Below are 21,889 nucleotides of genomic sequence, written 5' to 3' on the forward strand. Positions count from 1 at the left end.
ACGACGTCTGAAGCAGATACATCAGGCTGCCTGCCACACCACGGAAAACGCACCTCTTTTGATCATCCACTGCTCAAACTTTAAGTAACTGAGCGTTTTCTGAGCCGGGTTAACGAATTTACCTCATTTCAGACGCAATTCGAAAAGGCGACACTTGACCCTGCGTTGTTTTGCGAATGAGATAGCAACGCCTGCACCGGGAGGGTTAGCGGGCGGCCGGCCGTATTCGAAAAAACAGGGGAGCGGCCCGGTGCCATCAAGTCACAGAAAACCACAGATAAAGGTTGGGAAAATGAAAAAGACGCTTCTGTCAGCCGCTATTGGCGCAGCGGTCCTTGGCTTCGCATCGGCGGCATCGGCCGCTACGCTTGATACCGTCAAGTCCAAGGGTTTCGTTCAGTGCGTCGTCAACACCGGTCTCGCCGGCTTTGCCGCACCGGACGCATCGGGCAACTGGTCCGGTTTCGACGTTGACTACTGCAAAGCCGTTGCAGCTGCCATTTTTAATGACGCAACGAAGACGAAATATACCCCGACCACTTCGCAGACCCGCTTCACGGCGCTGCAGTCGGGCGAAGGCGACGTCCTGTTCCGCAACACGACCTGGACGATCAACCGCGATACCGCGCTCGGCTTCAACTTCCGTACCGTCAACTACTACGACGGCCAGGGCTTCATGGTGCCGAAGAGCCTCAACGTGAAGTCGGCTCTGGAGCTTTCCGGCGCTGCCGTCTGCGTTCAGTCCGGCACCACCACCGAGCTCAACCTTGCCGACTACTTCAAGGCCAACAAGCTCGAATACAAGCCGGTCGTCTACGAAAAGCTGCCGGAAGTGAACCAGGCCTATCAGGAAGGCCGTTGCGACGTTTACACGACCGACCAGTCCGGCCTCTATTCGCTGCGCCTGTCGCTTTCGAACCCGGATGAGCACATCATTCTGCCGGAAATCATTTCCAAGGAGCCGCTCGGCCCGGCCGTTCGCCAGGGCGACGACCAGTGGTTCGATATCGTTTCGTGGACGCATTACGCACTGGTGCAGGCTGAAGAATTCGGCCTCACCAAGGCCAATGTCGACGACATCCGCAAGTCCTCCACCAACCCGGACGTCCGCCGCTTCCTCGGCGTCGAGAAGGATACCAAGATCGGTACCGACCTCGGCCTGACCAACGACTGGGCCTACAACATCGTCAAGGCCGTCGGCAATTACGGCGAAGTGTTCGAACGCAACATCGGCCAGAACACTCCCCTCAAGATCCAGCGTGGCCTGAACGCGCTCTGGACCAAGGGCGGCCTGCAATACGCTCCGCCGGTTCGTTAATCGGCGATAACACGACCGGATAAGGCGGCCGATGCCGCCTTATCCCCTATAAGAACAAAACGCATAAAAAGAAAAAGACCTCAAAAATGAGGTCACAGGGGAAAAGGCCAGCATGACAGATCACGCTGCAATTGCGCCTTCCGAAGCGCGAACTCTCAGATCCTACGTTTACGATCCCAAGATCCGGGCTATTTTTTTCCAGATCCTCACGCTCGTTATCGTCGTCGCCATCGGCTGGTCGATTTTCGACAACACCGTCGCCAACCTTGCGCGCTCCGGTACCGCTTCCGGATATCAGTTCCTCAAAGGTCGCGCCGGTTTCGACATCGGCGCCTCGCTGATCGACTATTCGAGCGATTCGACCTACGGGCGCGCCATCCTCGTCGGTTTCCTGAATACGATCCTGGTGGCGTTCTTCGGCATCATCACCGCAACCGCCATCGGCTTCATCATCGGTATCGGCCGTCTTTCCAAGAACTGGCTGATCGCTAAGCTCTGCACCGTCTATGTGGAAGTCTTCCGCAACATCCCCGTGCTGCTGATCATCTTCTTCTGGTACAAGGGCGTGCTTTCGTCGCTGCCGCAGGTTCGGGACTCGCTCAAACTGCCGCTCGGCATGGTGCTCAACAATCGCGGCCTCGCCTTCCCGAGACCCGTCTGGGGCGATGCCGCGTGGGTAATCCCCGTTGCGTTGCTGATTGCCATCGTTGCGACGTTCATCGTGGCGCGCTGGGCAAAACAGCGGCAGATGCGGACCGGCCAGCAGTTCCATACGATCTGGGCGGCCATCGGGCTGCTCGTCGGCCTGCCGGTTCTCGCCTTCCTTGCCGTCGGCGCTCCGCTGACGTTCGATTTCCCGATCGCCGGCCGCTTCAACCTGTCGGGCGGATCCGTGATCGCCCCGGAATTCGTGGCTCTTTACCTGGCCCTCTCCTTCTATACCGCCTCGTTCATCGCCGAGACGATCCGCGCCGGCATCCGGGCTGTCGCAAAGGGACAAAGCGAAGCGGCGGCAGCACTCGGATTGCAGCCCAGCACCACGACCCGTCTCGTCGTCGTGCCGCAGGCGATGCGGGTCATCATCCCGCCGCTCACCAGCCAATATCTCAACCTCACGAAAAACTCGTCGCTCGGCATCGCCGTCGGCTTTCCGGAACTGGTCGCCACCGGCGGCACGACGATGAACCAGACCGGACAGGCAATCGAAGTGGTGTCGATCTGGCTCGTCGTCTATCTCAGCATCAGTATCACGACCTCGCTGTTCATGAACTGGTTCAACGCCAAAATGGCACTGGTGGAGAGGTAAGATCATGAACACGAAAACCATTTCCTATGTCCGCCAGGAGATGATCGCCCCGACCCCCGCTCCGCTCAGCACCAGGAGCGCATCGGGCTGGATCCGCACCAATCTTCTCGCCACGCCGAAAGACGCCGCGCTGACGATCCTCGCGGTTGCCCTCCTGGTCTGGGCGCTGCCCGGCATGATCAACTGGCTGTTCGTGCAGGCGGCGTGGTTCGGAACCGACCGTTCGTTCTGCACCACCGCCGTGCAGGGCGGCATCAAGCCGAATGGCTGGAGCGGCGCCTGCTGGGCCTTTGTCGGCGACCGCTTCCAGCAATTCATGTTCGGGCGCTACCCGATCGACGAGCGCTGGCGGCCTATCCTGGTGGCGGTGCTGTTCATCTGCCTGCTCGTGCCGGCCCTGATGCCGAAACTGCCTCGCAAGGGCCTGAATGCGCTGCTGCTCTTCGTCGGCCTGCCGATCCTCGCATTCTTCCTGCTGCATGGCGGCGTGTTCGGGCTCCAGAAGGTCGAGACACCGCTCTGGGGCGGCCTGATGGTGACGCTGATCCTCTCCTTCGTCGGCATTGCCGTGTCGCTTCCCGTCGGCATTCTGCTGGCGCTCGGGCGACGTTCGACGATGCCGGTGATCCGCATTCTCTGCGTCACCTTCATCGAGGTCATCCGCGGCGTGCCGCTGATCACGGTGCTGTTCATGGCGAACGTGATGCTGCCGCTCTTCCTGCCGACCGGCTGGACGATCGACAACTTCCTGCGCGCACTGGTCGGCGTGGCGATCTTTGCCTCCGCCTACATGGCCGAGGTGGTTCGCGGCGGCCTGCAGGCCATCCCGAAGGGACAGTTCGAAGGCGCCGATTCGCTCGGCCTCAGCTACTGGCAGAAGATCCGGCTGATCATCATGCCGCAGGCGCTGAAACTGGTCATCCCGGGCATCGTCAACACCTTCATCGGCCTTTTCAAGGACACGTCGCTGGTGTCGATCATCGGCATGTTCGACCTTCTCGGGATCGTACAGCTGAACTTCACCGACACGACCTGGATCAGCCCCGTCACACCGATCACCGGCCTTATCTTCGCTGGCTTCATCTTCTGGCTGTTCTGCTTTGGCATGTCGCGCTACTCCGCCTTCATGGAGCGGCACCTCGACACCAACCTGAAGCGATAGCCGACCTGAAGCCGTGCCTAGCCACAAACGATAAAATTAAGGGGATATAAATGGCAGACGCCCAACCCAAAAAAATGACCGTCTCGGCTACCGACGTTGCCGTCGAAATCATCGGCATGAACAAGTGGTACGGCGATTTCCACGTGCTGCGCGACATCAATCTGAAGGTGATGAAGGGCGAACGCATCGTCATCGCCGGCCCGTCCGGCTCCGGCAAATCGACGATGATCCGCTGCATCAATCGCCTCGAGGAACACCAGGCCGGCAACATCATCGTCGACGGCATCGAGCTTACCAACGACCTCAAGAAGATCGACGAAGTGCGGCGCGAAGTGGGCATGGTGTTCCAGCACTTCAACCTCTTCCCGCACTTGACGATCCTGGAAAACTGCACGCTCGCGCCGATCTGGGTCCGCAAGATGCCGAAAAAGCAGGCGGAAGAGATCGCCATGCATTATCTCGCCCGCGTCAAGATCCCGGAACAGGCCAACAAATATCCGGGCCAGCTCTCCGGCGGCCAGCAGCAGCGCGTGGCGATCGCCCGCTCGCTGTGCATGAAGCCGAAGATCATGCTGTTCGATGAGCCAACCTCGGCGCTCGACCCGGAAATGGTTAAGGAAGTGCTGGATACGATGGTGAGCCTTGCGGAAGAAGGCATGACCATGTTGTGCGTCACCCACGAAATGGGTTTCGCCCGCCAGGTCGCCCATCGCGTCATCTTCATGGACCAGGGCCAGATCGTCGAACAGAACTCGCCGGCGGAATTCTTCGACAACCCGCAGCACGAGCGCACAAGGCTGTTCCTGAGCCAGATCCTGCACTGACAGGCTTACGGGCACGCAATCCTGGGGCGCTTCGGCGCCCCATTTTCGTTTCACCAGCGGAAGAAATAACGCGCATTGACGCTCGTGACCGGTTCGGGCGCATCCGAGGTGCGGTCGAGCGCGCCGCTGACCGTCATGTAGCGGCCGAGCCTCTTTTCCACGGCGACGCCTGCTCCGAGCGTGCGAAACCCATTGCTGCCACTTGCCCGCCCAACCAGCGCCGTGCTGCTTGGGCTGTGCGACAGGCGAACCGACTGGCTCGCATCGAGGCCGCGCCATTCTCCCGAGGTCCCGTCATACCGCAGGCCGTAGCTGCTGCGCCTTTCGATATCGATCATCGGCGTGGCGATTTCCTTTTCGTAATAATTCATGGTGATCCCGGCGCTGCCGGTATTGCCGTCGAGATCGACACCGACGCCGCGGTTCAGCTGATAGGCGGGCGTCTGGATCTTTTCCGCCGTGAAATTGCTCCAGAACTTGATGGGTGTATCCAGCGGGGTTCCGCTCGCCGACGTGTCGACGCCCATCGACACGCCGGCCTCGGTTTCGAGCCGGGTCGGCAGCTTGAGGCCGAGCTTGACGGAATAGCTGGTATCGGAATTGCGGATCGGCTTCCAGATCAGTGGCTTGTCTTCCGCAAACCCCGGACCCGCCGTCAAAAAACACGCAAGCGCCAAAACCGCGCCGGCGGACGATATCCTCTTCATATCAATCCCCACTCGAAGCTCAAAACAAGCACAAGGTCCGGGCAATTCGAATTGCCCGAATGAAAACCATTTCAATGTGTTGGAGGCGTTTTCCGAGGGCCGTGGCCGCTCAATCGCCGATCTGTCTTCCGCTCGCGTGACGCTACGGAACCGACAAGAAGCATCATACGAAACAATGCGGCAATTCCGAATCCTCAATGCGGCAAGAATGGGGTTTCGGGAGCTCAACCACTTCGAGCGGCAGCGGCAAGCGACCTCAGGTGCTACTCAAAACGCTCGTCCGTGTGTTGCACCGACGCCGATATGACATTGTCGATAACGACGTGGGATAGAAGTATCGGCCCCACTGCCCAGAGCGCTCGCATATGATCGGTATCCTCATGTCGGCGATGCGCTTCCTCGCTGGTGAAGGCCTCCGCGAGCAGCAGCTTGTCGGGATGATCCGGCATCGGGACCAGTTCGATATAAAGGCAATCGGGATCGAGCCGGCTTCTCTCCAGATGATCACGCGCCGCTTCCAGATATTCCTCGCGCTTGCCAGGCTTGGTTATGAAAAATCCGATGATGCATTTCATCTTCCCCTCCCAAGGTAGCCACGCCAACCGGCGATACGCCGGCTTGGATTATAGGCCTACAAACAGCTTAGGAACAAATCGCCCGACATCGCGTTCCACGCGGCATCTTAATCAAGCGGAGAGCGAACAGATGAACCTCAAGCTCGCATTGGGCGTGGCACTTGGCCTGGCCTGCACATCGATGGCGGCTGAAGCCCGGTCGGATTTGCGGCTCTACGGAGCAGTGCCTGTGGAAAGCAGCCCTCAACTCATGCAGGCCTACAACAGGGCGCTGGCTCGATGCCTCCCCGAAGCTGGTCTGGCAGAGGCTGGAGCGATCGCCGAGGCCAGCCTGCCTGCGGTGCGGCTGCGAGGTTGCCTGTATCGCAACGGCTTCTTCTACCGGGGCGTCTATGCCTACCCGGTGGCCATGTCCGTCTACCGCATCCGGTAGTCGCGGGGGATCAGTTGGAACGGTCCGGCTGGACAGTCTCTTTGCACGGCATCAGCACCTCCCGCCAAAAGCGGAAAGTGTCATCCATGTCTTAGGGACAAACTGTTACCTATGTCTCCGGGTCGGACATCAGAGACTTGGCGACCCCTGCAGGACTCGAACCTGCGACCTGCTGCTTAGAAGGCAGCTGCTCTATCCAGTTGAGCTAAGGGGCCGATCTCGGCAGCGGCGCCCGGGAAGGCCCGAGCGGCTCAAAAATCAATGCGTCCAGGGCTGGCTGCGGTTGAAACGGAAGTTATCGGTGTAGGAAACGATCTGGCGATTCGGATCCTTCGGCGGGATGACCCGGTATTCGACGCCTTCACGCTTGGCATAGGCTTCCGCCTGTTCCTGGCTTTCGAAAGTCAGCCGAACCTGCTGCTTCATGTCGCCTGAGGATGTGTAGCCAAGGATCGGATCGATGCGGCGCGGCTGTTCCTGGTCGAACTCCAGCACCCAGAGATGGGTCTTGGCCTTGCCGGACTGCATGGCGGTCTTTGCGGGACGATAAATCTTGGCGGCCATTCCTGTAACGCTCCATGGGCTGGAACGGATGAGGAGCCTCACCTGAAAGCGTTGGTCGGAGTGGAGAGATTCGAACTCCCGACCCTCTGGTCCCAAACCAGATGCGCTACCAGACTGCGCTACACTCCGTTCCTACGTTGGTTGCGAGATACACGGTTCCCCCTTGTGCCGCAACAGCAAAATGGAACCGCGGTTACGCTAAAGCAAACAAGCCGAGGATAACCGGCGGATCACCACTGATTGCCGATGCGTTTGCTGATCACCTTGTCGCCTACCTTGATGCCGAGCGACTTCGAGCGGCCTGCATTAAGCTCCAGCACAAATTTCACCGGTCCGCGCGAATCGATGATGTCGCGCGAATGGGGCACGGCGTTCTCGCGGATGTGGGAGATCGTGCCGTCGCCCTGGATGAACAACATGTCGAGGGAAAGGATGGTGTTCTCCATCCACATCGAGACCGGCCGCGGCGTGCCGAAATCGAAGAGCATGCCGGCGTCCGGGGCCATCACCTTGCGGTACATCAGCCCTCGCTCGCGCTGAGCATCAGTAAAAGCGAGTTCGACGGAAAACTTGTAGGTCTGGCCAGCCGCCGTCTTTATCGAAAGCTCGTCGCGCGGAAAGGTCACGTCCTGCGCAACCGCGCCACCCGCCAAGATGAGAAAAAGCGCCGCAAGGGCGCTTTTCAGAAACGTTGGAAACGAGAAACGCATCAGTGCGACCGGCTCACGGGATTGGGATTGTCGGGGTGGATTTCCGCCGCCATCAGGCCCTTGTCACCCGGCCCGAACCGCACCAGCACGACCTGGCCCGGACGCAGCTCGGTGAGGCCGAAGCGGCGCAGCGTCTCCATGTGCACGAAGATGTCTTCCGTCCCCTCGCCGCGCGTCAGGAAGCCGAAACCCTTGGTGCGGTTGAACCACTTTACCAGCGCCCGTTCCAGGCCGCTGGTCGCGGTCACCTGCACGTGGGTGCGCACCGGCGGAAGATCCGAGGGATGGACGGCGGTCGACTGATCCATGGACAGGATGCGGAACGCCTGATAGCCGCGATCCCGCTTCTGGATCATCGCGACGATGCGTGTGCCTTCCAGGATGGTCTGGTATCCGTCTCGACGAAGGCAGGTCACGTGCAGAAGCACATCCTGCATGCCGTTGTCTGGAACGATGAAGCCGAACCCCTTGGCCACATCGAACCATTTGACGACGCCAGTGATTTCGATCAGCTCGACCGGCTCGCCCGGAAGCTCTTCGAAACTGCCAACGTCTTTCGATGACATTCTGTCTGCCATATCCTGTCGGCCCCTCGATTACGCGTTACGACGTGACGATCAACTGATTCTTAGAGGATAGATTAACATCTTGCTAACCATCTAGCGCAAGTCCCTGCCTTGGCTTTATCCACCTTCATCTCTATCGAGAGTGCCTTGCTCCAGGCTGGCGTCTGCGCCATATCCAGCACGGACCCGAACGAGGTCTATCGGCGACTGGATTTATCGGAGGAAGACACCATAATGCGTTATCTTCATACCATGGTCCGGGTGAAAGACCTGGACGCCTCACTTCATTTCTACACTACCGTTTTCGGCCTGAAAGAGATCCGGCGCATCGACAACGAGAAAGGCCGCTTCACGCTGGTCTTCCTCGCGGCGCCCGACGATCTCAGCCAAGCCAAGGAAGTTCTCGCCCCCTGCGTCGAGCTGACCTACAATTGGGACACCGAGGATTATACCGGCGGTCGCCACTTCGGTCACCTCGCCTATGAGGTCGATAACATCTACGATTTCTGCCAGCACCTTTCGGACAACGGCATCATCATCAACCGTCCGCCGCGCGAAGGCCGGATGGCCTTCGTCCGTTCGCCGGACGGCATTTCGATCGAACTCCTCCAGAAGGGCGACAACCTGCCGGTTGCCGAACCCTGGGCCTCAGCTCCGAATATCGGCAGCTGGTAAAACTTTTCAACGCGGCGGGTTCTTTTTTACTCAACCGCCGCGTTCTTTCCCCAAGCTTGCCCCAGGCTAACGTCGCCTGCCCCGGCCGGCTTGTCCATGGCGCCCTTCCGCGAGATGCTCGGGCACGATGATTCGCGGCATGACGGCCGCGATAGGAGCCGACGGGGCATGCCTTTGCCAAAAACACCTTTCCTTTGTTCCAACGCCCGCATGACGCTGGCGATCGCCTGCCTTTCCGCGCTGACGCTCAGTGGCTGCACCACCACGAAAAAGACCGCTGACGCCACGACACCGGCGCCGCGCACCACGGTGGCGGCAAGCGCCAAGGGCATCCTCACCAAGGGCGGCACCACGGCCTCGAACCGCCGGACCGATCCGGCCATCCCCAAGGCGGAGGCGCAGTCAGCCCAGGCACCGGCGGCAATCGCACCGGCCGCCGTTCCCACCCCGGAAAATACGTTCCCGCCGGCACCTGCACAGCCACAGCAGGCCTCCATTGCGGGCCTTTCGACGCAATCGACGGGCGTACGCGCCGACAGCGCTACGATCTTTTCGGCAAACCCGCCGATGGCTGCGGCCGCCCCATCCGGCAACGGCCCGGTTCCGGCCAATCTGCCGCGGCGGAATTTCAACGCCACCACCGCGAGCGTCTACAGCATGCCGCAGGCCACGCCCGCCGCAGCCTGCGGGACCGACGCTGAGGGCACTCCTTTAAGCTGCTGATTTGACGCAGTTTTCATTCGAACAGCCGGCGCGGGAAAAGCCGTCATTTTTTTGTAAAAAAGATGGCTTTGGCGCTTGCAGGAAAGAAATCCCCTCTCTATAAGAGCGCCACGAAGCGCAGGCGCCCTTCGTCTATCGGTTAGGACACCAGATTTTCATTCTGGGAAGAGGGGTTCGACTCCCCTAGGGCGTGCCACTTCGTTTTCCCCCCTCAATGATTTCAATGCGTTGCAAGCCAAATTGGCCAACGGGGTTACGGCGTTAGCCAATTTCTGTTTTCCGTCCGTTCTCATGACACTGCTTCCCACTTCTTCATCGCGCTGCTGGCGAGCTTCTTCTTATCAATGTCATCGACATAGCCCTGCACTTCCTTGGCATTCTGGTGGCCGGTTATAGCCATGATCTCCCATACGGTGCATCCGGCTTCGGCCAATGCGCGACACGCTGCACGGCGTAGACCGTGAGGTGAGCGATGAGGTGAAAGCCCGGCTTCTGTCGCGGCCTCGATTATCCAGTTGGTGAAAGCTTTCTCCGATCTCGGTTTTCCATAGGCCGTACTGATGTAAGTCCTAATGTTTACAAGCTTCTCGCTGTTCCTGATGCGAAGGTATGGCAGAAGCTTCGGGTGGATAGGGATGTTCAGCTCCACTCCCGTTTTCCGGGCGGTAATGGTGAAGAAACCATCCTTCAAGTGCTTTGGCCCCAGCTTGACCGCATCGCTGCGGCGCAGGCCGGTGTAGACGAGGATCTCCAACGCAACGCGCTGCGGCGTCCCCTCGCCCCATTTCTCGCGAAACTTGGCTATGTCGGCATCGGTCCACATTTCATAGTGCGTCTCCTCATGCTTCACCCGCTTTACGCCGATCATCGGGTTATCTTTGAGCAGCCCAAAATCCACGGCAAACTTCATCAGGGTGGAAAGACGCTTGCCTAGGTTCTTCGCCTGCGCAGTCGAGGTCAACGCTCGCTTGTTCAGGATAGCGTTGATGTGCTCGCGTTTCAGACCGGCGGCGGGCTTGTCGCCGTGCTCAATACGAAACGGCTCCAGCACCGATTTATAATTCCGCTGGGTGGCGGGAGAAAGCGCGAGGAAATCCGCTGACGCATAGTACTTGACGATCAGCGCATTAATGGTGCCGGGAATAGTTTTCGAAGCCCCAGCCCCGACGTTCTCGACTTCGCCCGCCTCTGCCTTCCTGTAGTCCGTCCAGAAGTCCTCCGAATAGATCGGCCCACGCAAGGCGACCTTCGGTTGACCGGCGCGGCGGTAGTAGATGCGCCACTTTTTATCGTCGCGTGGGTCCTTGTGCATCTGGACGTACTTGGGACGCTTGTGCCGGATCATTTCAGCACCTCATCCCATGGGTTTGTCAGAATGTCATCGGCTGGTGATGGCTCCCCGATGGACACAGTGATAGACCCATCCGGGGCAGCGGTTATGCCGATCACAGACTTCCCCATGTTCTGCACGGTGGCCACGAGCTTCTTTACATTGACGACGCTAAGACCGCCCTTCGTCGACTTGGATTTCGCCTTTAACGCCTTTTCAAGAAAGGGGAGCATCTTTGCTCCAATCCGGAGGCACGCGATCGATAATTTCGGCACCGCCGTTCGTGGTCGATGCAAGATGTTCGGCGTATCCCCTTGCTTCGGCATAAGTTCTGAATGGATGATGCTGTCCGCTTTTGCGCACCCAGAACGTTCCGTGCCGATCTAACTCAACGTTAATCTTGATATTTTGCATCTCAATCTCTCCAGAGGTCACGCAGTGGCTTGTTGCTCAGACTGGCGCGCGGCCTTCAGTAGCGACTGAATTTCGCCGTTCATTGAACGATCATTCTCCTTTGCTCGCATCAGCAACCACTGTTTTAGGTCGGGGGACAGGCGGATTTTAAGGTCTTGGTAGATAGCTCCAGACATCACCTCCTCATGGGTTAAGTGCCCCATTTTTGGGGTAACCCAAAATTGCTCAATCAGGATGGACTGTCAACCCAATTTTGGGTTAGATGCCCCTCATGAAAAACCCAGCTCCAGATATGAAAATTCGCGTGACACCCGCTCTGCGAAGCATGATCGACGCAGCAGCTCGGACAAGCGGAAGAACCATGAATGCCGAGATAGCAGCCCGCTTGGAATGGTCGTTTGACAAAGGCTACGATGCATCGGCCGAGGTTGAGGCTGTGAAGGCAAATGCACTGAAGAAAATTCAGGCTTCCCCGATTATTCAGCTAGAGAAGCAGATGATAGCTGTCGAGGCTCGGGTAGAGCGGCAAATTGAAGAATTGCAGCAACGTGTGGATGAGCTAGAGGCGAAGGTCGCAACCCTGTTAAAAAAAGCTTAGATAGGACTACCTACATGGGGACGCGTTGGAAATGCCTAAGCAAGAGGAATACGAGAAAGACATTGTAGATCTTACGGCACGGGGCTTCCGATTGTACTACGCTTTGTACAAGGAACATGGCACAGCGGAAGATGTACAAACGATACCAAAATCGGCCGGGGAACTACCCCGGTTTAGTCTTGCTTATCAGGGGTGGTATTCAGAGTGCTTAGCGCTTCTCACGCAGATTGCGCCAGAAAGAGTTGATGACTTTCGAGCGCTCTATGCGCCTAAGACGCAGCGTAAGGAAATCGACTTCTCCAACTATACGATTAGCGACTGCCTGAAAGGGCTTGTCGGGCGCCGCTACGGAGACATTCTCTACGAGCCACGGTCTGCCGCCTCCGCAATGTTACAGCAGGCGTCAATGATCGAAGGTTTGAAGAACCGTTTTAAGTCGACACTCTACGATATCAAGACGCTCGTGCATGCCGACCTGTTGGATGATGAACTCCACGCGGCTGAAGAACTGAACAAGAATGGCTTTCAGCGCGGTTCCGGGGCCGTTGCCGGGGTTGTTCTAGAAGGCCACCTCGCTGCGGTTTGCGAGCGTCATCAAATTGCCCTTCGGAAGAAAGACCCCGCTATCTCCGACTTAAATGATGCCCTCAAAACTGCTTCGGTGATTGACACCGCGCAGTGGCGTTTCATTCAGCATCTTGGTGACATCCGCAATAAGTGCGATCACAAGAAAACAACTGATCCCTCAAAGGAAGAGGTTGCGGAGTTGATCGACGGGGTACGTAAAGTCACGAAGACAGTTTTGTGAGGCCGGCAAAGCCTTCATGTGATGTTGAGGGCCGACATTCAAATTAAGAGAGTTTCTGGGTGAGGTCCTGAGCAATTTCTTTCATGCGAGTAATGTGTTCCCCTCGCAAGTTGCGTTTCTTATCCAGCAATCCCTCGACTTGATCAGAAGCTCCCCGGGCAGGTTTCGTCCTGACATCCTTAGCGGGGATTGTAACAAAATGATATTTCGGAAAGCGTTTCTTTAGCGGCTCTATAAGATCGGTTTTATCGCCGTCGAGGATGCCCGCCACCTTTTCAAACCCCAAGTCCTCAAGGATGGCGGCGATTTTGTCCATCTTATCTGCACCACCGACACCCCAGCCGAAGAATGTCCCGGGCAAGCTTACGCCAAGCTGATTGAACACCTCAGGGTAAAGAACGACATCCTCTTGACCCTCGGCCAAGATGATACCGTCCTCTTGGAAAAACAGCTCTCGGGCGTTGATACCGAGCACGTGTGGATTATTAATATCGTTGATCAGGGCGCTTATATCAGCCTTCGACTTGTTGGAAAGCTCATGGACTGCCGTGCCCGACTTTTCATCAGATGTAACCCGCATTAAGTGTGCGCCGCTTGCCAGCGCCGTTAAGTCCACGAAATAAGGGGAATGGGTCGAAATGACGATTTGCCGGTCGCGGGCGTATTCCGCAAGGAGCGCCGCCAAACGTTTTTGCAAGCTTGGGTGAAGAGATAGCTCCGGCTCGTCGATAACCACCATGTTGTGGGGCTGGCTATCATAGAGCGCGTCCACTATCGCGAAAATGCTCACTATGCCCTCGCCTAGGCCGTCGCTCGTATGGGAGTGTTTCCCGTTGACGAATTTAAGGTAATGCGTGCCTTGATCTGAGAGGTCGATAGACCACTGGGGCATATATCCGAGAACCTTGGCCAACTCGGCGTTGAATACGTCAGGCGACTTCTCAATTTCAAACAGCCGTCCTTCGAAGCCGGTCAGCTGACTGGCGCGACTGGGTGGCAATCCGTAATTATTGACATAGGCCGCGCGCTGCCCGTTGTTCTTGCCAAAATAGGGCGAGAAAGCACGTCTAGACGGAACTATGAAAATTTCAAACCTTTCATCTCGCGATGATCGTGACGCTTCGCTGGACCCGGGCCGGAGGGTCTGCACCGTCTCAGTCTTTCCATTGACAACATATCCAAGGGCGACGTAATCACCCTCTATGTTCCTCATGCCGTTGGAAAAGCTCGGTGGATTGTGACCTGTCCTTGCCCTCAAGCATTCGATAATTGTGGACTTCCCTGAATTGTTTGCCCCAGTAATAGTCGTTAGGCCGCTCCCAGGCTTACCATCGGGAACAGCGAACGAGATCGACTTCGCACTGCGGAACCCTCGATACCCCTTTACGATAAGCTTTTCTAACACGGAAACCCCTTCCCTAGGTTGAATGGAAGAGATGGCATGGCCTGTCGTAAAAGATCAAGGTTTTGATTGAACTACCGCTTTCCGTACCCGGATAGCAGCCCGCCCGGGCGCATTTGGCCGATTGTCCAATCTGTCATCTGTTGATCAATCGCCTTGCTGACTTCCTTCGCCATGTTCTTCGCGTGGGCATCATCTTTGGCAGGGTCACCACTGGAACCGCTGGCCTGCACGTTGATCTGCGGAGCGAATACGTTGGTCAGTGAGCCGCCGGAACGGGATTTGGCGTTGCCGACTAACCCGCCATCGGCCATAGCCGGGGCATGACCGGAGTTAATGGCCTCCAGCACGGCACGGTGTTTATCGGTGGCACGGGCATTCACCACGAACTCCCCATCGGAAAGCATGGTCGGGATGCTGTCGCTGGTCGAGGTGCCGGGACCACGGACACCGCCACCGCCCGCCATGTGTGGCAGCATGGAGGTCGAGACAAGGCCACCCTTAGCCCTGAACAGGAAGCCCAACAAGCCGCCGAACAGGCCGCCGCCGGAACTACCGCCGCCGCCAAGCGGACCTTCGCCCAATAGAGCGGCTTGTAGCGCCACCTTAATGAGCTGCTGTCCCAACTGTGCCAGCGCCTGTTCTGCCGTCGTCGTGCCGGTGAGAATGCCGGTCAAGGCGTCCACGGCGGTGTTTCCCAGCATCTGGCTGAACTGTGCGGCCTCCTCTTGCGTCTGGGCAAAACGGGTGGTCGCCTGTTCGGCCTGCGCCATGCCCTGCGCAAGCTGCTGGATTTCGGCGCGCTGTTGCGGTGTGACGCTGATGCCCTGCCGCTGGGCATCGTTGAGCATCTGTTGCTCGTAACGATAGGCGGCAGCGGCCTGCCCCGTCATGGTTAGGGCCTGCTGTTCGGTCTGCTGACCTTGAGTGAACTGTTGGGCATCGGCAATGATTGCCTTGTAGGCGTCCGACTGCTGAATGAGGGCATTCGTCTGGGTCTGGATTTGCTGCGCCCGCGCCTGCCCCCGTGCGTCGGCATCCTCGATATGCCAGTTCTCATTCGATAGCGGGAAGGACAGGCCATAGTTTCCGGCGTTCTGATGCACCCAGTTGCGGGCGGCATCGGAACCATATCCCAGGTCGGCAGCATTGCCCTTGTTGTGCTGGCTGTTTCCGGGCGGTGCCACCCACTTCCGAGCGGCTTCCGGGGAGCCGTATTTCCGCAAGGCCTCCAGCCAAAGCTCTTGCTGGCGTTCCGGTGACCGATACCCGGAATTGATGGACACGCTGCCCTTGAGGTCGTCCGGCATACTGGCGAGCATCGTGGCAAGCTTCTGCTGGAAACCAGACTGCATGCCGGTGACATGCTGCGCATTCTTCCCCGATGCAAGCACATTGGAGAGGTATTTCGTCGGGTCGTCGGTGGTGGATTTGATATTCAGCGAGGACAGGGCTTTGCCGCGAAGCTCGTTCGCCATGTAGACATCGCCCATGGAGCGGGCTTTGCTCAACGCGGCCTTGTAGGTGTCCTCGATCCGGGTCTTGGCGTCCAGCGTGGCGAGACTGTCGGCAAGCTCGGGGATTTCCTTCTTCAAGGCACGGATGGCGTCGGCAAAGGAGTTCAGCCCCTTTACGCCGTTGCCAGCGGCACCACCGGTCCCGTCCAGCGCGGTATTCAGGCCGTTGACGGACGGGGTAGCTCCGTTGGCGTCCTGCCCCGTCTTGTAAATGAAGTCGTCCTTTAGGCCGTTGCGGCGGTCGAGGATGTCGCGAAGCTTCATCGCTTCGTTGGTCAGGTCCTCGATAAGCTGCTTCTGGCGATCAATGTTCAGGTCAACGGCAACGTCGCCCGGGAAAGCCGTCTTCTCTAGGCCAAGGTCGTCCAGCCGCGCTTTGGCTTCGTTCAGCTTGTCATAGACGCCGACAAGGCGGTCTTGCACGTTGCGGGTCGATTGCTCATCGATCTTGTTGAACCGGTTCAGCACGTCATCAGCGGCACCGACAAGGCCAAGGATGGCCTGCTTGGTGTAGGTGGAAATGGTGGTGCCGATGGCGTTGAACTTCCTGTCCAGTTCATCGGCCCGGGCAATCACCTCATCGTCCATGACGAGACCTAGTTCGTTGGCCTCACGGATCAGCTTGCGGATGCCGTCGGCTCCCCGGTCGAGGAGTTCCACGAACCGTTCGCCCCCGGTCCCGCCGAACAGCTCATCCGCGACACGGATTTGAGCTGCCTTGTCCAACTGCTGGAGCTTTCCAACAATTTCGACAAGCAGCGCGGACGGGTCTTTCAGCTTGCGCTTCAAGTCCTCGGCACCGAAGCCAAGGCGCTGGAACGCTTCCGCTGCCGAACCGCCACCCGTGACGATGAACTCGTCCGCGCGAAGGGAAAGCTCTTTCATGCCATCGGTCAGAGCGTCCACCGGGATACGGGATTGCCCTGCAACATAGGACAGCTCTTGGAATGCCCTTGCGGACAAGCCTGCGCGCTTGGCCTCGCTGCCGATATTGGCAATGCCCTTGGTGATGTCACCGACACGGGACAAGATGCCCTCTAGTGCCCCGACAGACAGGCCGGTGACGAGACCGGCGATGCCGCCTTTGAGGCCAGCCAAGGCGACGTTGACGCCCTGCGAGGCCTTCGACATGGACTGTTCAAGCGCATCGGCGGAGCGTTTTGCCTGTCGCTCGATAGCTTGGAAGTTCTGGCTGGACGTGCGGTTCGCCCGTTGGAAGTTGCGCTCGAAATCTCGGATGCGGGCTTCCAAGGAGACAACAAGCTGTTCGGTATCGGTCGGCATGGGTGTCTCCTCAGAAGATCAGCAGGCCGTCGGCCCGCTCGTCGCTGTCATAGATTGATCGGTTATCCTCACCGAGCGAGGCACGGCCCACGGCCATGGCGGCAGCAACGGCACCATCAATGCGGTCACGGGACTTGCCCTTGTGAAAAGCCTTGTTCCCCGCCTTGTCGGTCTCGACTGCAATATTGTCGAAGCACCAACGCAACACGGGGTGACCGCCATGCCGGAAGCGTCCGGCGATGATGGCGCGTTCCAGCTCCTTGATTGCGGGAGCCATGGTGATCCAGCCTTGGCGCATCTCAATTGCCGGATAGCCGTCATCAGCAAGGTTGCTCATCATGACGCGGCCTAAATGAGGGTCGAAGGCAATCTCCCGGACTTCGAAGCGCTCGCACAGCTCCCGGATGGTGTCTTCCACCACACGGAAATCCACCACGTTGCCGGACGTGGGTTCGATGAAACCTTCATCTGCCCATTGCGGATAAGGCACGCCGTCTCGGTCTGCCCTCTTATCGAGGTTGTCCCGGGGGCAGAAGAACCACGGATGGACGATATAACCCTCCTGCCCATCACGCCACGCGGCGACGATCACGGTCAGGTCGGAATTGCTGGACAGGTCCACCGCAAGCCAGCACGGTTCGTGCTCCAGCTCCTCAAGATCAAAGGCGGCAGCGCCCTTGTCATAGATCGGCATATCCACGAACGGGTCGGATGAATGCCCCAGCCAGATATTGAGGTGGAGCTGCCGGAATGCCTCCCGGTCTGCGGGTCGTTCGGCGGCTTCCCGGGCGAGCTGGCGAAGGCCATTCAGGTCGGGATAACCGTGGATGAGACCGGGATTGCATGCTTTCCAAACCTCCTCATCCTGCCAATCAGCATCGGGCGAGGTTTCGAACAGAATGGGCAGGGTGGCCGGATCGTTGATTTTCCCGGCAGCGACTTTGCGGGCGTAGTCGATCACCTCGAATGCAATGTTTTCCTGCCCCCGTCCTGCCGTGGTGATCACGATGCAAAGCGAGTTCGGCACCTTCACGAGGCCGGTGCGGATGACATCCCAAAGGTCACGCTTTTTCCAAGCGTGTATTTCGTCAATTAGGGCGAATGACGGGGTGCGTCCATGCTGGGTCCCGGCATCGTTGGACAGGCTTTCAAGGAAAGAGCCGTTTGGGAACGTCATCCGGTTCTTGTACTCTTGGAGCTTGATTGTCCGGCCTTCCTCGAAACGACGGCTGGCCTGACCCTTCCGCCACAGCTCCTCGCTCCCGGCTTGGATGATGCTTTGTGCTTCCGTAAAGGCGAGCTTGGCCTGTTTCCGGTCTGCGGCGGCGGTCAGTACCTCACCACCCGGAACCGCTTCCGGTCCCATGGTATGGAGAAGAGACAGAGCGGCACCGAGCGAAGTCTTTCGGTTGCCGCGCGGGAGCATGATCGTAACTTGCTTGATGATGCGGTTGCCGTCCGCATCGCATGGGCCATAGATTTGCCGAACGATCCGCTCTTGCCACAGATCAAGCTGGAAATTGCGGTCTGGGTGCTGTGACTTCGGATGTTTCAGGCTGCGAAGGAAATCGACTGCCCGTTGGCCGTACCCCAGCGGATCGGGAATGTCGGCAAACGGATTTGCAATCAATTTCACTTTCTTCTTTTTCAGGATAAGGGCCATGGTCAGGCTCCTACCGCTACGCACCGGAGGTCCAAGCCCTCCCGACGGCCAAGCTCTTTGATTTCCTTCACGTCGTAAGCCTGTCCCTGATAGCTGACACGATCCGAAGGGTTGAGGTCATCGCGATAACGGACGCGGAAAACGACGGCGATTTCTGACGAGGAACCGAAGGAGCGCATGAACTCCTCAGTGCTGGCCTGCACGAGCTGGGCGCGGACGGTCGCGACATCGTTCCAGCCCTCGGTCTCGGTGCCGTAGTCGTCCACGGTCAGACCGCTGCGCTGAATGGTGATGGTCTTATCTAGCTTCCCGGCTCTCATGCTGCCTCCACCACGTTGGCGGTCAGGCTGATGACACCATGGGAATGGATGCCGTTCGGATCGCGTAGGAACCGGCTGGACGTCACATAAAGGTCGGCAACATGGAGGCCGGTCGCCGTCCAGTTCGTATCTTTGAGGGCGTCACGGATGGCACCCGCCACCTGTTTCGAGAACGTGAGGCCGGTCTCCTTCTGCCAGATATGCAGGTCCACGAACACGTCGTGGCGAGCGCGGGCAATATCACCGCCCGGGACCGTCTGGCTTTCCCCGATGAGGATGCACGGGAAGACGGCAGGAAGGCCGTTCCGGTCCACGATATTGGCGGCAGGAACGAGGCTTGTCACCACCGTGGCGGCCACGAGACGGACGCGAATGGCCTTCTGGAGTTCGAGGCTGGGTTCCATTACTTGGCCTCCTTCACGGCTTTGCGGATTGCCCGCTTGATGCGATTGGAGAGGGTCTTCCTCTTGAGCCGGAAGGCAGGCCAAAAGAACGGCTGCGCTGCGGCTTCGGCTGTCCCGTGCTCCACGAGATGGGCATAGCGAACATCGGTATTCCCCGCCGTCACGATCACCTGATTTTCGCGGGCCACGGTGCTGCCCCCGGGCTGGCTGTATGGCGGGGTGCTATCTCCGGGAGCCGTAACGCGGATGCTGTCTTTAAGCGCTCCGGTATCCTCCGGTGCCAACAGGCGCATGCTCACGGACAGGTCACGGCCTGCGGTGATGAGTGCTGGGGTCACCGCCTGCTTGACGTTACGGGGGATGGCCTCAAGTCGCTGGGAAAGGCGTTGCGTCTGTTTGCTCAAAACACGTACTCCCGATGAGCGGCAATGAGCTGCCAGACCCCGAATGGAATTTCTTCGGCAGCGATGCCCACGAGGGAAGCTTCCCGGTTCTCATAGAAATGGCCGGTGAGCTGGAGGATGGCTTCCCGCACGTCGTCGGGCACGTTTTCCGAACCTTCGAAGCCCGATGCCAGTGTGAACCCCAACAGCTTTTCGATATGGGCTTCCGCCGCGTCGATTTTGCCCTGAATGAGGGTGTCGTCCGTGGTGTCCGTGACGTTCAAATGCGCCTTGGCCGTAGCCAGTGAAACGGTGCTCATAGGCTGTTCTCCTGATGCAAATCGTGCGCGTGCCACCTGCCGCCGGTATCCTGTAAGACAAGAAAGTTGGAAGACACCCCCCCACCGGCTATGTGGCTAGAATGCTTGGAGGTGATTTGATGAACGCTACGACCGGGATCGAACACGCATTGAGGATAGCCCTCGCTGCCAACGTGGCTTTGCATGCTCGTTGGAACACGGTGAGATGGAAGTTTCAGAAATTTGGTCCTGCAATAGGAAATCAGGTGAATGGGGATATTGCGACCGATTTGCTTCTGCGTCAGATGGAGGCAGAGGTGCTTGAACGTGTTACCCAGAGGCCAGCAGACTTCTCCACGATCCACGCCGAGAGCTTCTTGCTTCACCTTACGCAATACTGGCTTCTCAACGTCTATGAGGTTGTGCGGTCCTCGTGCCAGCAAGCTAAGCGCCTCGACATTCCCCACGAAAAGCTCGCTGCGCTTCGGGATCGCCTTGCACTCGTTCGTATTCCCATTGCAAAGGCAGAGATTGCGCAAGCCAACAGATTGAAGCCGACAATTGAGCTTGTGCGGCAGAACGCTGCGGAAGATGAGGAGCCGATCCTGTATGCGGCGGATGGAAGCTACATCGTGCCGCGTGAGATGTGCGGGCTGACGGGCTCTTTGGCTTGGTGGACGATTGACTTGAAAAGCGACGATATGAAACTGATCTCGCGACGTGAGTTGTCCGATGAGACACTTGCGGTTTTCGACTGATGTTCCGACACTCACTGGCGCTTCTCCTGCGATTGCAGTGGGCCATCGTGACAGGGCTGGCATGCAGGCACCCACTTGCTACGATCCCAGAAGATGGCCTTGTTTCCCCGATGAGGGGTGGAGTGATGGACGACGGCGGAAGGCGCACCACAACGGGCGCATCGTGGGTGCTTGGCTAGGAAACCAGCACGGGCCTCCCGCCACTTGCTATCGTATCCGCGTTGTGGGGCGGTCGGGCGCTGTGCATCATGGCGAGCCTTGCGCTCCCGGTCCCGCGCAATGGAGTGCTCACAGCGTTGACCGCTGGGAATGACACAGCCACATGCACGGATGGAGGGAGCGCGGTAAGGCATTCACTTCCCCCTCACGCCTATGTCGAAAAGCTCCAGCTCGCAGCTAAGCGCCTCCAACACCCTGTCCAGCGTTCGAATAGTCCAATCGCCTCTACCGGCCTTAAAGCGTCTTAGGGACGTGCGGGAGACCCCCGATATCCGGGCAAGCTCATTACTGGAGATGCCACGGTCACGTTGGAGGTCGGTGATAATAGCGGGCCAATCGTTTTTCATGCCGCCTCCTTAACGGTGCCGAAGGTGGTGAAGACGCTGCGGAACTTCTCCTCCAATGGCCGGTCATCCGTGAGCTGATCTTTCCCGCCGCCATAGATGGCCTTGAGCATGTCCAACCGCCCTTCATAGGCGAGGACGATTTCAGCGGGGGTCGCATCGAGTGCGACTTCCGGGGACCATCCCAGCCAGCCGGTGGCCTTCTTATAGAGGTCTTGAAGATGATCTCGGAACGGAACGGATTTGGCAGGCTTACCCTTGGGAGCGGCCTTCGGTCCCTTGGGAGCGGCCTTCGGTGCATCGTCGGGATCAACGCCCGCACATGCCATCACGTATCGCAGCAATGGCGCTTTCAGGGTGTCCAGCTGTTCGAGGATGCGGTTAGCTAGGAAATCGAGGTCCGTATGATCTTGGATGACTTCCACGGCAGCGGTCAGGTTTCCGTCCATGATGTCACGGGTGAGCTGCTGGAACGATCCGGGGCGGCGCTCCAGACGGATTGCACAAGCCAAAGACGGGCGAAGCTCGATGGCCTCGCCCGCGATGGTGACGGTGATGGTGTCAGCCAGCCTCATCGACTTGA

The 21,889-nt window shown here is 58.5% G+C and carries 28 protein-coding genes and 3 tRNA genes; 11 read left to right on the plus strand and 20 right to left on the minus strand.

From position 1 onward, the window contains the following. The first annotated feature begins 292 nt into the window (after window positions 1–292). The 4 genes from ACZ9EJ_RS09385 (at window position 293) to ACZ9EJ_RS09400 (ending at window position 4,610) form a co-directional block, all read left to right on the plus strand. The gene (locus tag ACZ9EJ_RS09385; RefSeq protein ID WP_046630660.1) at window positions 293–1,318 is read left to right on the plus strand and encodes an amino acid ABC transporter substrate-binding protein; all 1,026 of its coding nucleotides are present in this window, start codon (window positions 293–295) and stop codon (window positions 1,316–1,318) included. Between the two features lie 112 nt (window positions 1,319–1,430). Further along, the gene (locus ACZ9EJ_RS09390) at window positions 1,431–2,624 is read left to right on the plus strand and encodes an amino acid ABC transporter permease (RefSeq protein WP_046641392.1); all 1,194 of its coding nucleotides are present in this window, start codon (window positions 1,431–1,433) and stop codon (window positions 2,622–2,624) included. A gap of 40 nt (window positions 2,625–2,664) precedes the next feature. Next, window positions 2,665–3,786 (plus strand): amino acid ABC transporter permease, encoded by a 1,122-nt coding sequence (locus ACZ9EJ_RS09395; RefSeq protein WP_370649819.1) that lies wholly within the window; start codon window positions 2,665–2,667, stop codon window positions 3,784–3,786. A 50-nt stretch (window positions 3,787–3,836) separates the two neighbouring features. Then, the gene (locus ACZ9EJ_RS09400) at window positions 3,837–4,610 is read left to right on the plus strand and encodes an amino acid ABC transporter ATP-binding protein (protein WP_007763130.1); all 774 of its coding nucleotides are present in this window, start codon (window positions 3,837–3,839) and stop codon (window positions 4,608–4,610) included. A 50-nt stretch (window positions 4,611–4,660) separates the two neighbouring features. Here ACZ9EJ_RS09400 and ACZ9EJ_RS09405 read toward each other — a convergent pair whose 3' ends face one another. Beyond that, window positions 4,661–5,317 carry a hypothetical protein gene (locus ACZ9EJ_RS09405; RefSeq protein ID WP_251090521.1) on the minus strand — a complete coding sequence of 219 codons (657 nt, stop codon included), beginning with the start codon at window positions 5,315–5,317 and terminating at the stop codon, window positions 4,661–4,663. Between the two features lie 263 nt (window positions 5,318–5,580). After that, window positions 5,581–5,892, minus strand: a complete 312-nt coding sequence (locus ACZ9EJ_RS09410) for a putative quinol monooxygenase (protein WP_046630668.1) — start codon at window positions 5,890–5,892, stop codon at window positions 5,581–5,583. Window positions 5,893–6,022: 130 nt separating this feature from the next. Between ACZ9EJ_RS09410 and ACZ9EJ_RS09415 the strand changes: the two genes are divergently transcribed. After that, window positions 6,023–6,325 (plus strand): hypothetical protein, encoded by a 303-nt coding sequence (locus ACZ9EJ_RS09415; RefSeq protein ID WP_046641389.1) that lies wholly within the window; start codon window positions 6,023–6,025, stop codon window positions 6,323–6,325. 138 nt (window positions 6,326–6,463) lie between these two features. On the opposite strand, the gene ACZ9EJ_RS09420 is transcribed toward ACZ9EJ_RS09415, so the two are convergent. The 5 genes from ACZ9EJ_RS09420 to ACZ9EJ_RS09440 all read right to left on the minus strand — a co-directional run bounded on the left by ACZ9EJ_RS09420 (window position 6,464) and on the right by ACZ9EJ_RS09440 (window position 8,177). Further along, window positions 6,464–6,540, minus strand: a tRNA-Arg gene (locus tag ACZ9EJ_RS09420). A 43-nt stretch (window positions 6,541–6,583) separates the two neighbouring features. After that, on the minus strand, window positions 6,584–6,889 hold the full coding sequence (locus ACZ9EJ_RS09425) for an ETC complex I subunit (protein ID WP_046641388.1): 306 nt from the start codon (window positions 6,887–6,889) through the stop codon (window positions 6,584–6,586). Between the two features lie 52 nt (window positions 6,890–6,941). Beyond that, window positions 6,942–7,018 (minus strand) — tRNA-Pro (locus tag ACZ9EJ_RS09430). Window positions 7,019–7,119: 101 nt separating this feature from the next. Then, window positions 7,120–7,599, minus strand: a complete 480-nt coding sequence (locus ACZ9EJ_RS09435) for a DUF192 domain-containing protein (RefSeq protein ID WP_046641387.1) — start codon at window positions 7,597–7,599, stop codon at window positions 7,120–7,122. After that, a complete protein-coding gene (locus ACZ9EJ_RS09440; protein ID WP_037084473.1) occupies window positions 7,599–8,177 on the minus strand; it encodes a cold-shock protein in 579 nt (192 codons plus the stop codon). Before ACZ9EJ_RS09440 ends, ACZ9EJ_RS09435 begins: the two co-directional genes overlap by 1 nt. Before the next feature lie 222 nt (window positions 8,178–8,399). Here ACZ9EJ_RS09440 and gloA point away from each other — a divergent pair, with 222 nt between their 5' ends. From gloA to ACZ9EJ_RS09455, 3 genes are all read left to right on the plus strand, one after another. Beyond that, window positions 8,400–8,840, plus strand: a complete 441-nt coding sequence (gene gloA, locus ACZ9EJ_RS09445) for a lactoylglutathione lyase (protein ID WP_046641386.1) — start codon at window positions 8,400–8,402, stop codon at window positions 8,838–8,840. A 168-nt stretch (window positions 8,841–9,008) separates the two neighbouring features. Beyond that, the gene (locus ACZ9EJ_RS09450; RefSeq protein WP_251090519.1) at window positions 9,009–9,563 is read left to right on the plus strand and encodes a hypothetical protein; all 555 of its coding nucleotides are present in this window, start codon (window positions 9,009–9,011) and stop codon (window positions 9,561–9,563) included. A gap of 121 nt (window positions 9,564–9,684) precedes the next feature. Beyond that, window positions 9,685–9,759 (plus strand) — tRNA-Glu (locus ACZ9EJ_RS09455). A gap of 93 nt (window positions 9,760–9,852) precedes the next feature. Here the strand turns inward: ACZ9EJ_RS09455 and ACZ9EJ_RS09460 are convergent. Genes ACZ9EJ_RS09460 through ACZ9EJ_RS09475 form a run of 4 tightly spaced genes read right to left on the minus strand, consistent with a single transcriptional unit; the run spans window position 9,853 to window position 11,483 of the window. Continuing rightward, window positions 9,853–10,908 (minus strand): tyrosine-type recombinase/integrase, encoded by a 1,056-nt coding sequence (locus ACZ9EJ_RS09460; RefSeq protein WP_046641384.1) that lies wholly within the window; start codon window positions 10,906–10,908, stop codon window positions 9,853–9,855. Continuing rightward, window positions 10,905–11,126, minus strand: coding sequence for a hypothetical protein (locus ACZ9EJ_RS09465; RefSeq protein ID WP_255742943.1), 222 nt, complete (start codon window positions 11,124–11,126; stop codon window positions 10,905–10,907). The genes ACZ9EJ_RS09460 and ACZ9EJ_RS09465 overlap by 4 nt, the downstream gene beginning before the upstream one ends. Continuing rightward, on the minus strand, window positions 11,110–11,307 hold the full coding sequence (locus ACZ9EJ_RS09470) for a hypothetical protein (protein ID WP_255742942.1): 198 nt from the start codon (window positions 11,305–11,307) through the stop codon (window positions 11,110–11,112). Before ACZ9EJ_RS09470 ends, ACZ9EJ_RS09465 begins: the two co-directional genes overlap by 17 nt. 17 nt (window positions 11,308–11,324) lie before the next feature. Then, window positions 11,325–11,483 (minus strand): FitA-like ribbon-helix-helix domain-containing protein, encoded by a 159-nt coding sequence (locus ACZ9EJ_RS09475; RefSeq protein WP_255742941.1) that lies wholly within the window; start codon window positions 11,481–11,483, stop codon window positions 11,325–11,327. A gap of 95 nt (window positions 11,484–11,578) precedes the next feature. On the opposite strand from ACZ9EJ_RS09475, the gene ACZ9EJ_RS09480 reads away from it, so the two are divergent. Together ACZ9EJ_RS09480 and ACZ9EJ_RS09485 are read left to right on the plus strand one after the other, a co-directional pair. After that, on the plus strand, window positions 11,579–11,905 hold the full coding sequence (locus ACZ9EJ_RS09480) for an Arc family DNA-binding protein (protein ID WP_255742940.1): 327 nt from the start codon (window positions 11,579–11,581) through the stop codon (window positions 11,903–11,905). A gap of 31 nt (window positions 11,906–11,936) precedes the next feature. Further along, a complete protein-coding gene (locus ACZ9EJ_RS09485) occupies window positions 11,937–12,713 on the plus strand; it encodes a hypothetical protein (protein WP_046641381.1) in 777 nt (258 codons plus the stop codon). 43 nt (window positions 12,714–12,756) lie between these two features. Here the strand turns inward: ACZ9EJ_RS09485 and ACZ9EJ_RS09490 are convergent, their stop codons facing one another. The 7 genes from ACZ9EJ_RS09490 to ACZ9EJ_RS09520 all read right to left on the minus strand — a co-directional run bounded on the left by ACZ9EJ_RS09490 (window position 12,757) and on the right by ACZ9EJ_RS09520 (window position 20,006). Then, window positions 12,757–14,118, minus strand: a complete 1,362-nt coding sequence (locus tag ACZ9EJ_RS09490) for an ATP-dependent nuclease (protein ID WP_255742939.1) — start codon at window positions 14,116–14,118, stop codon at window positions 12,757–12,759. Between the two features lie 71 nt (window positions 14,119–14,189). Further along, window positions 14,190–16,916: a D-alanyl-D-alanine carboxypeptidase family protein gene (locus ACZ9EJ_RS09495; RefSeq protein ID WP_046640646.1), complete on the minus strand. Its 2,727-nt coding sequence runs from the start codon at window positions 16,914–16,916 to the stop codon at window positions 14,190–14,192. 10 nt (window positions 16,917–16,926) lie between these two features. Continuing rightward, window positions 16,927–18,579, minus strand: a complete 1,653-nt coding sequence (locus tag ACZ9EJ_RS09500; protein ID WP_046640647.1) for a terminase large subunit — start codon at window positions 18,577–18,579, stop codon at window positions 16,927–16,929. Window positions 18,580–18,581: 2 nt separating this feature from the next. Next, complete coding sequence (locus ACZ9EJ_RS09505) at window positions 18,582–18,899, minus strand: phage head closure protein (RefSeq protein WP_046640648.1); 318 nt, start codon at window positions 18,897–18,899, stop codon at window positions 18,582–18,584. After that, window positions 18,896–19,303, minus strand: a complete 408-nt coding sequence (locus ACZ9EJ_RS09510) for a DUF3168 domain-containing protein (RefSeq protein ID WP_046640649.1) — start codon at window positions 19,301–19,303, stop codon at window positions 18,896–18,898. Before ACZ9EJ_RS09510 ends, ACZ9EJ_RS09505 begins: the two co-directional genes overlap by 4 nt. Next, the gene (locus tag ACZ9EJ_RS09515) at window positions 19,303–19,707 is read right to left on the minus strand and encodes an HK97-gp10 family putative phage morphogenesis protein (RefSeq protein WP_046640650.1); all 405 of its coding nucleotides are present in this window, start codon (window positions 19,705–19,707) and stop codon (window positions 19,303–19,305) included. Before ACZ9EJ_RS09515 ends, ACZ9EJ_RS09510 begins: the two co-directional genes overlap by 1 nt. Continuing rightward, a complete protein-coding gene (locus ACZ9EJ_RS09520; protein ID WP_046640651.1) occupies window positions 19,704–20,006 on the minus strand; it encodes a head-tail connector protein in 303 nt (100 codons plus the stop codon). The genes ACZ9EJ_RS09515 and ACZ9EJ_RS09520 overlap by 4 nt, the downstream gene beginning before the upstream one ends. A gap of 119 nt (window positions 20,007–20,125) precedes the next feature. Between ACZ9EJ_RS09520 and ACZ9EJ_RS09525 the strand changes: the two genes are divergently transcribed. After that, window positions 20,126–20,743: a hypothetical protein gene (locus tag ACZ9EJ_RS09525; protein WP_255742938.1), complete on the plus strand. Its 618-nt coding sequence runs from the start codon at window positions 20,126–20,128 to the stop codon at window positions 20,741–20,743. 353 nt (window positions 20,744–21,096) lie between these two features. Here the strand turns inward: ACZ9EJ_RS09525 and ACZ9EJ_RS09530 are convergent, their stop codons facing one another. Together ACZ9EJ_RS09530 and ACZ9EJ_RS09535 are read right to left on the minus strand one after the other, a co-directional pair. Further along, window positions 21,097–21,309 (minus strand): helix-turn-helix domain-containing protein, encoded by a 213-nt coding sequence (locus ACZ9EJ_RS09530; RefSeq protein WP_046640654.1) that lies wholly within the window; start codon window positions 21,307–21,309, stop codon window positions 21,097–21,099. Next, complete coding sequence (locus ACZ9EJ_RS09535) at window positions 21,306–21,881, minus strand: hypothetical protein (RefSeq protein WP_052764608.1); 576 nt, start codon at window positions 21,879–21,881, stop codon at window positions 21,306–21,308. Before ACZ9EJ_RS09535 ends, ACZ9EJ_RS09530 begins: the two co-directional genes overlap by 4 nt. Between the last annotated feature and the right edge of the window lie 8 nt (window positions 21,882–21,889).

It is taken from the genome of Neorhizobium sp. USDA 3394, assembly GCF_056280385.1.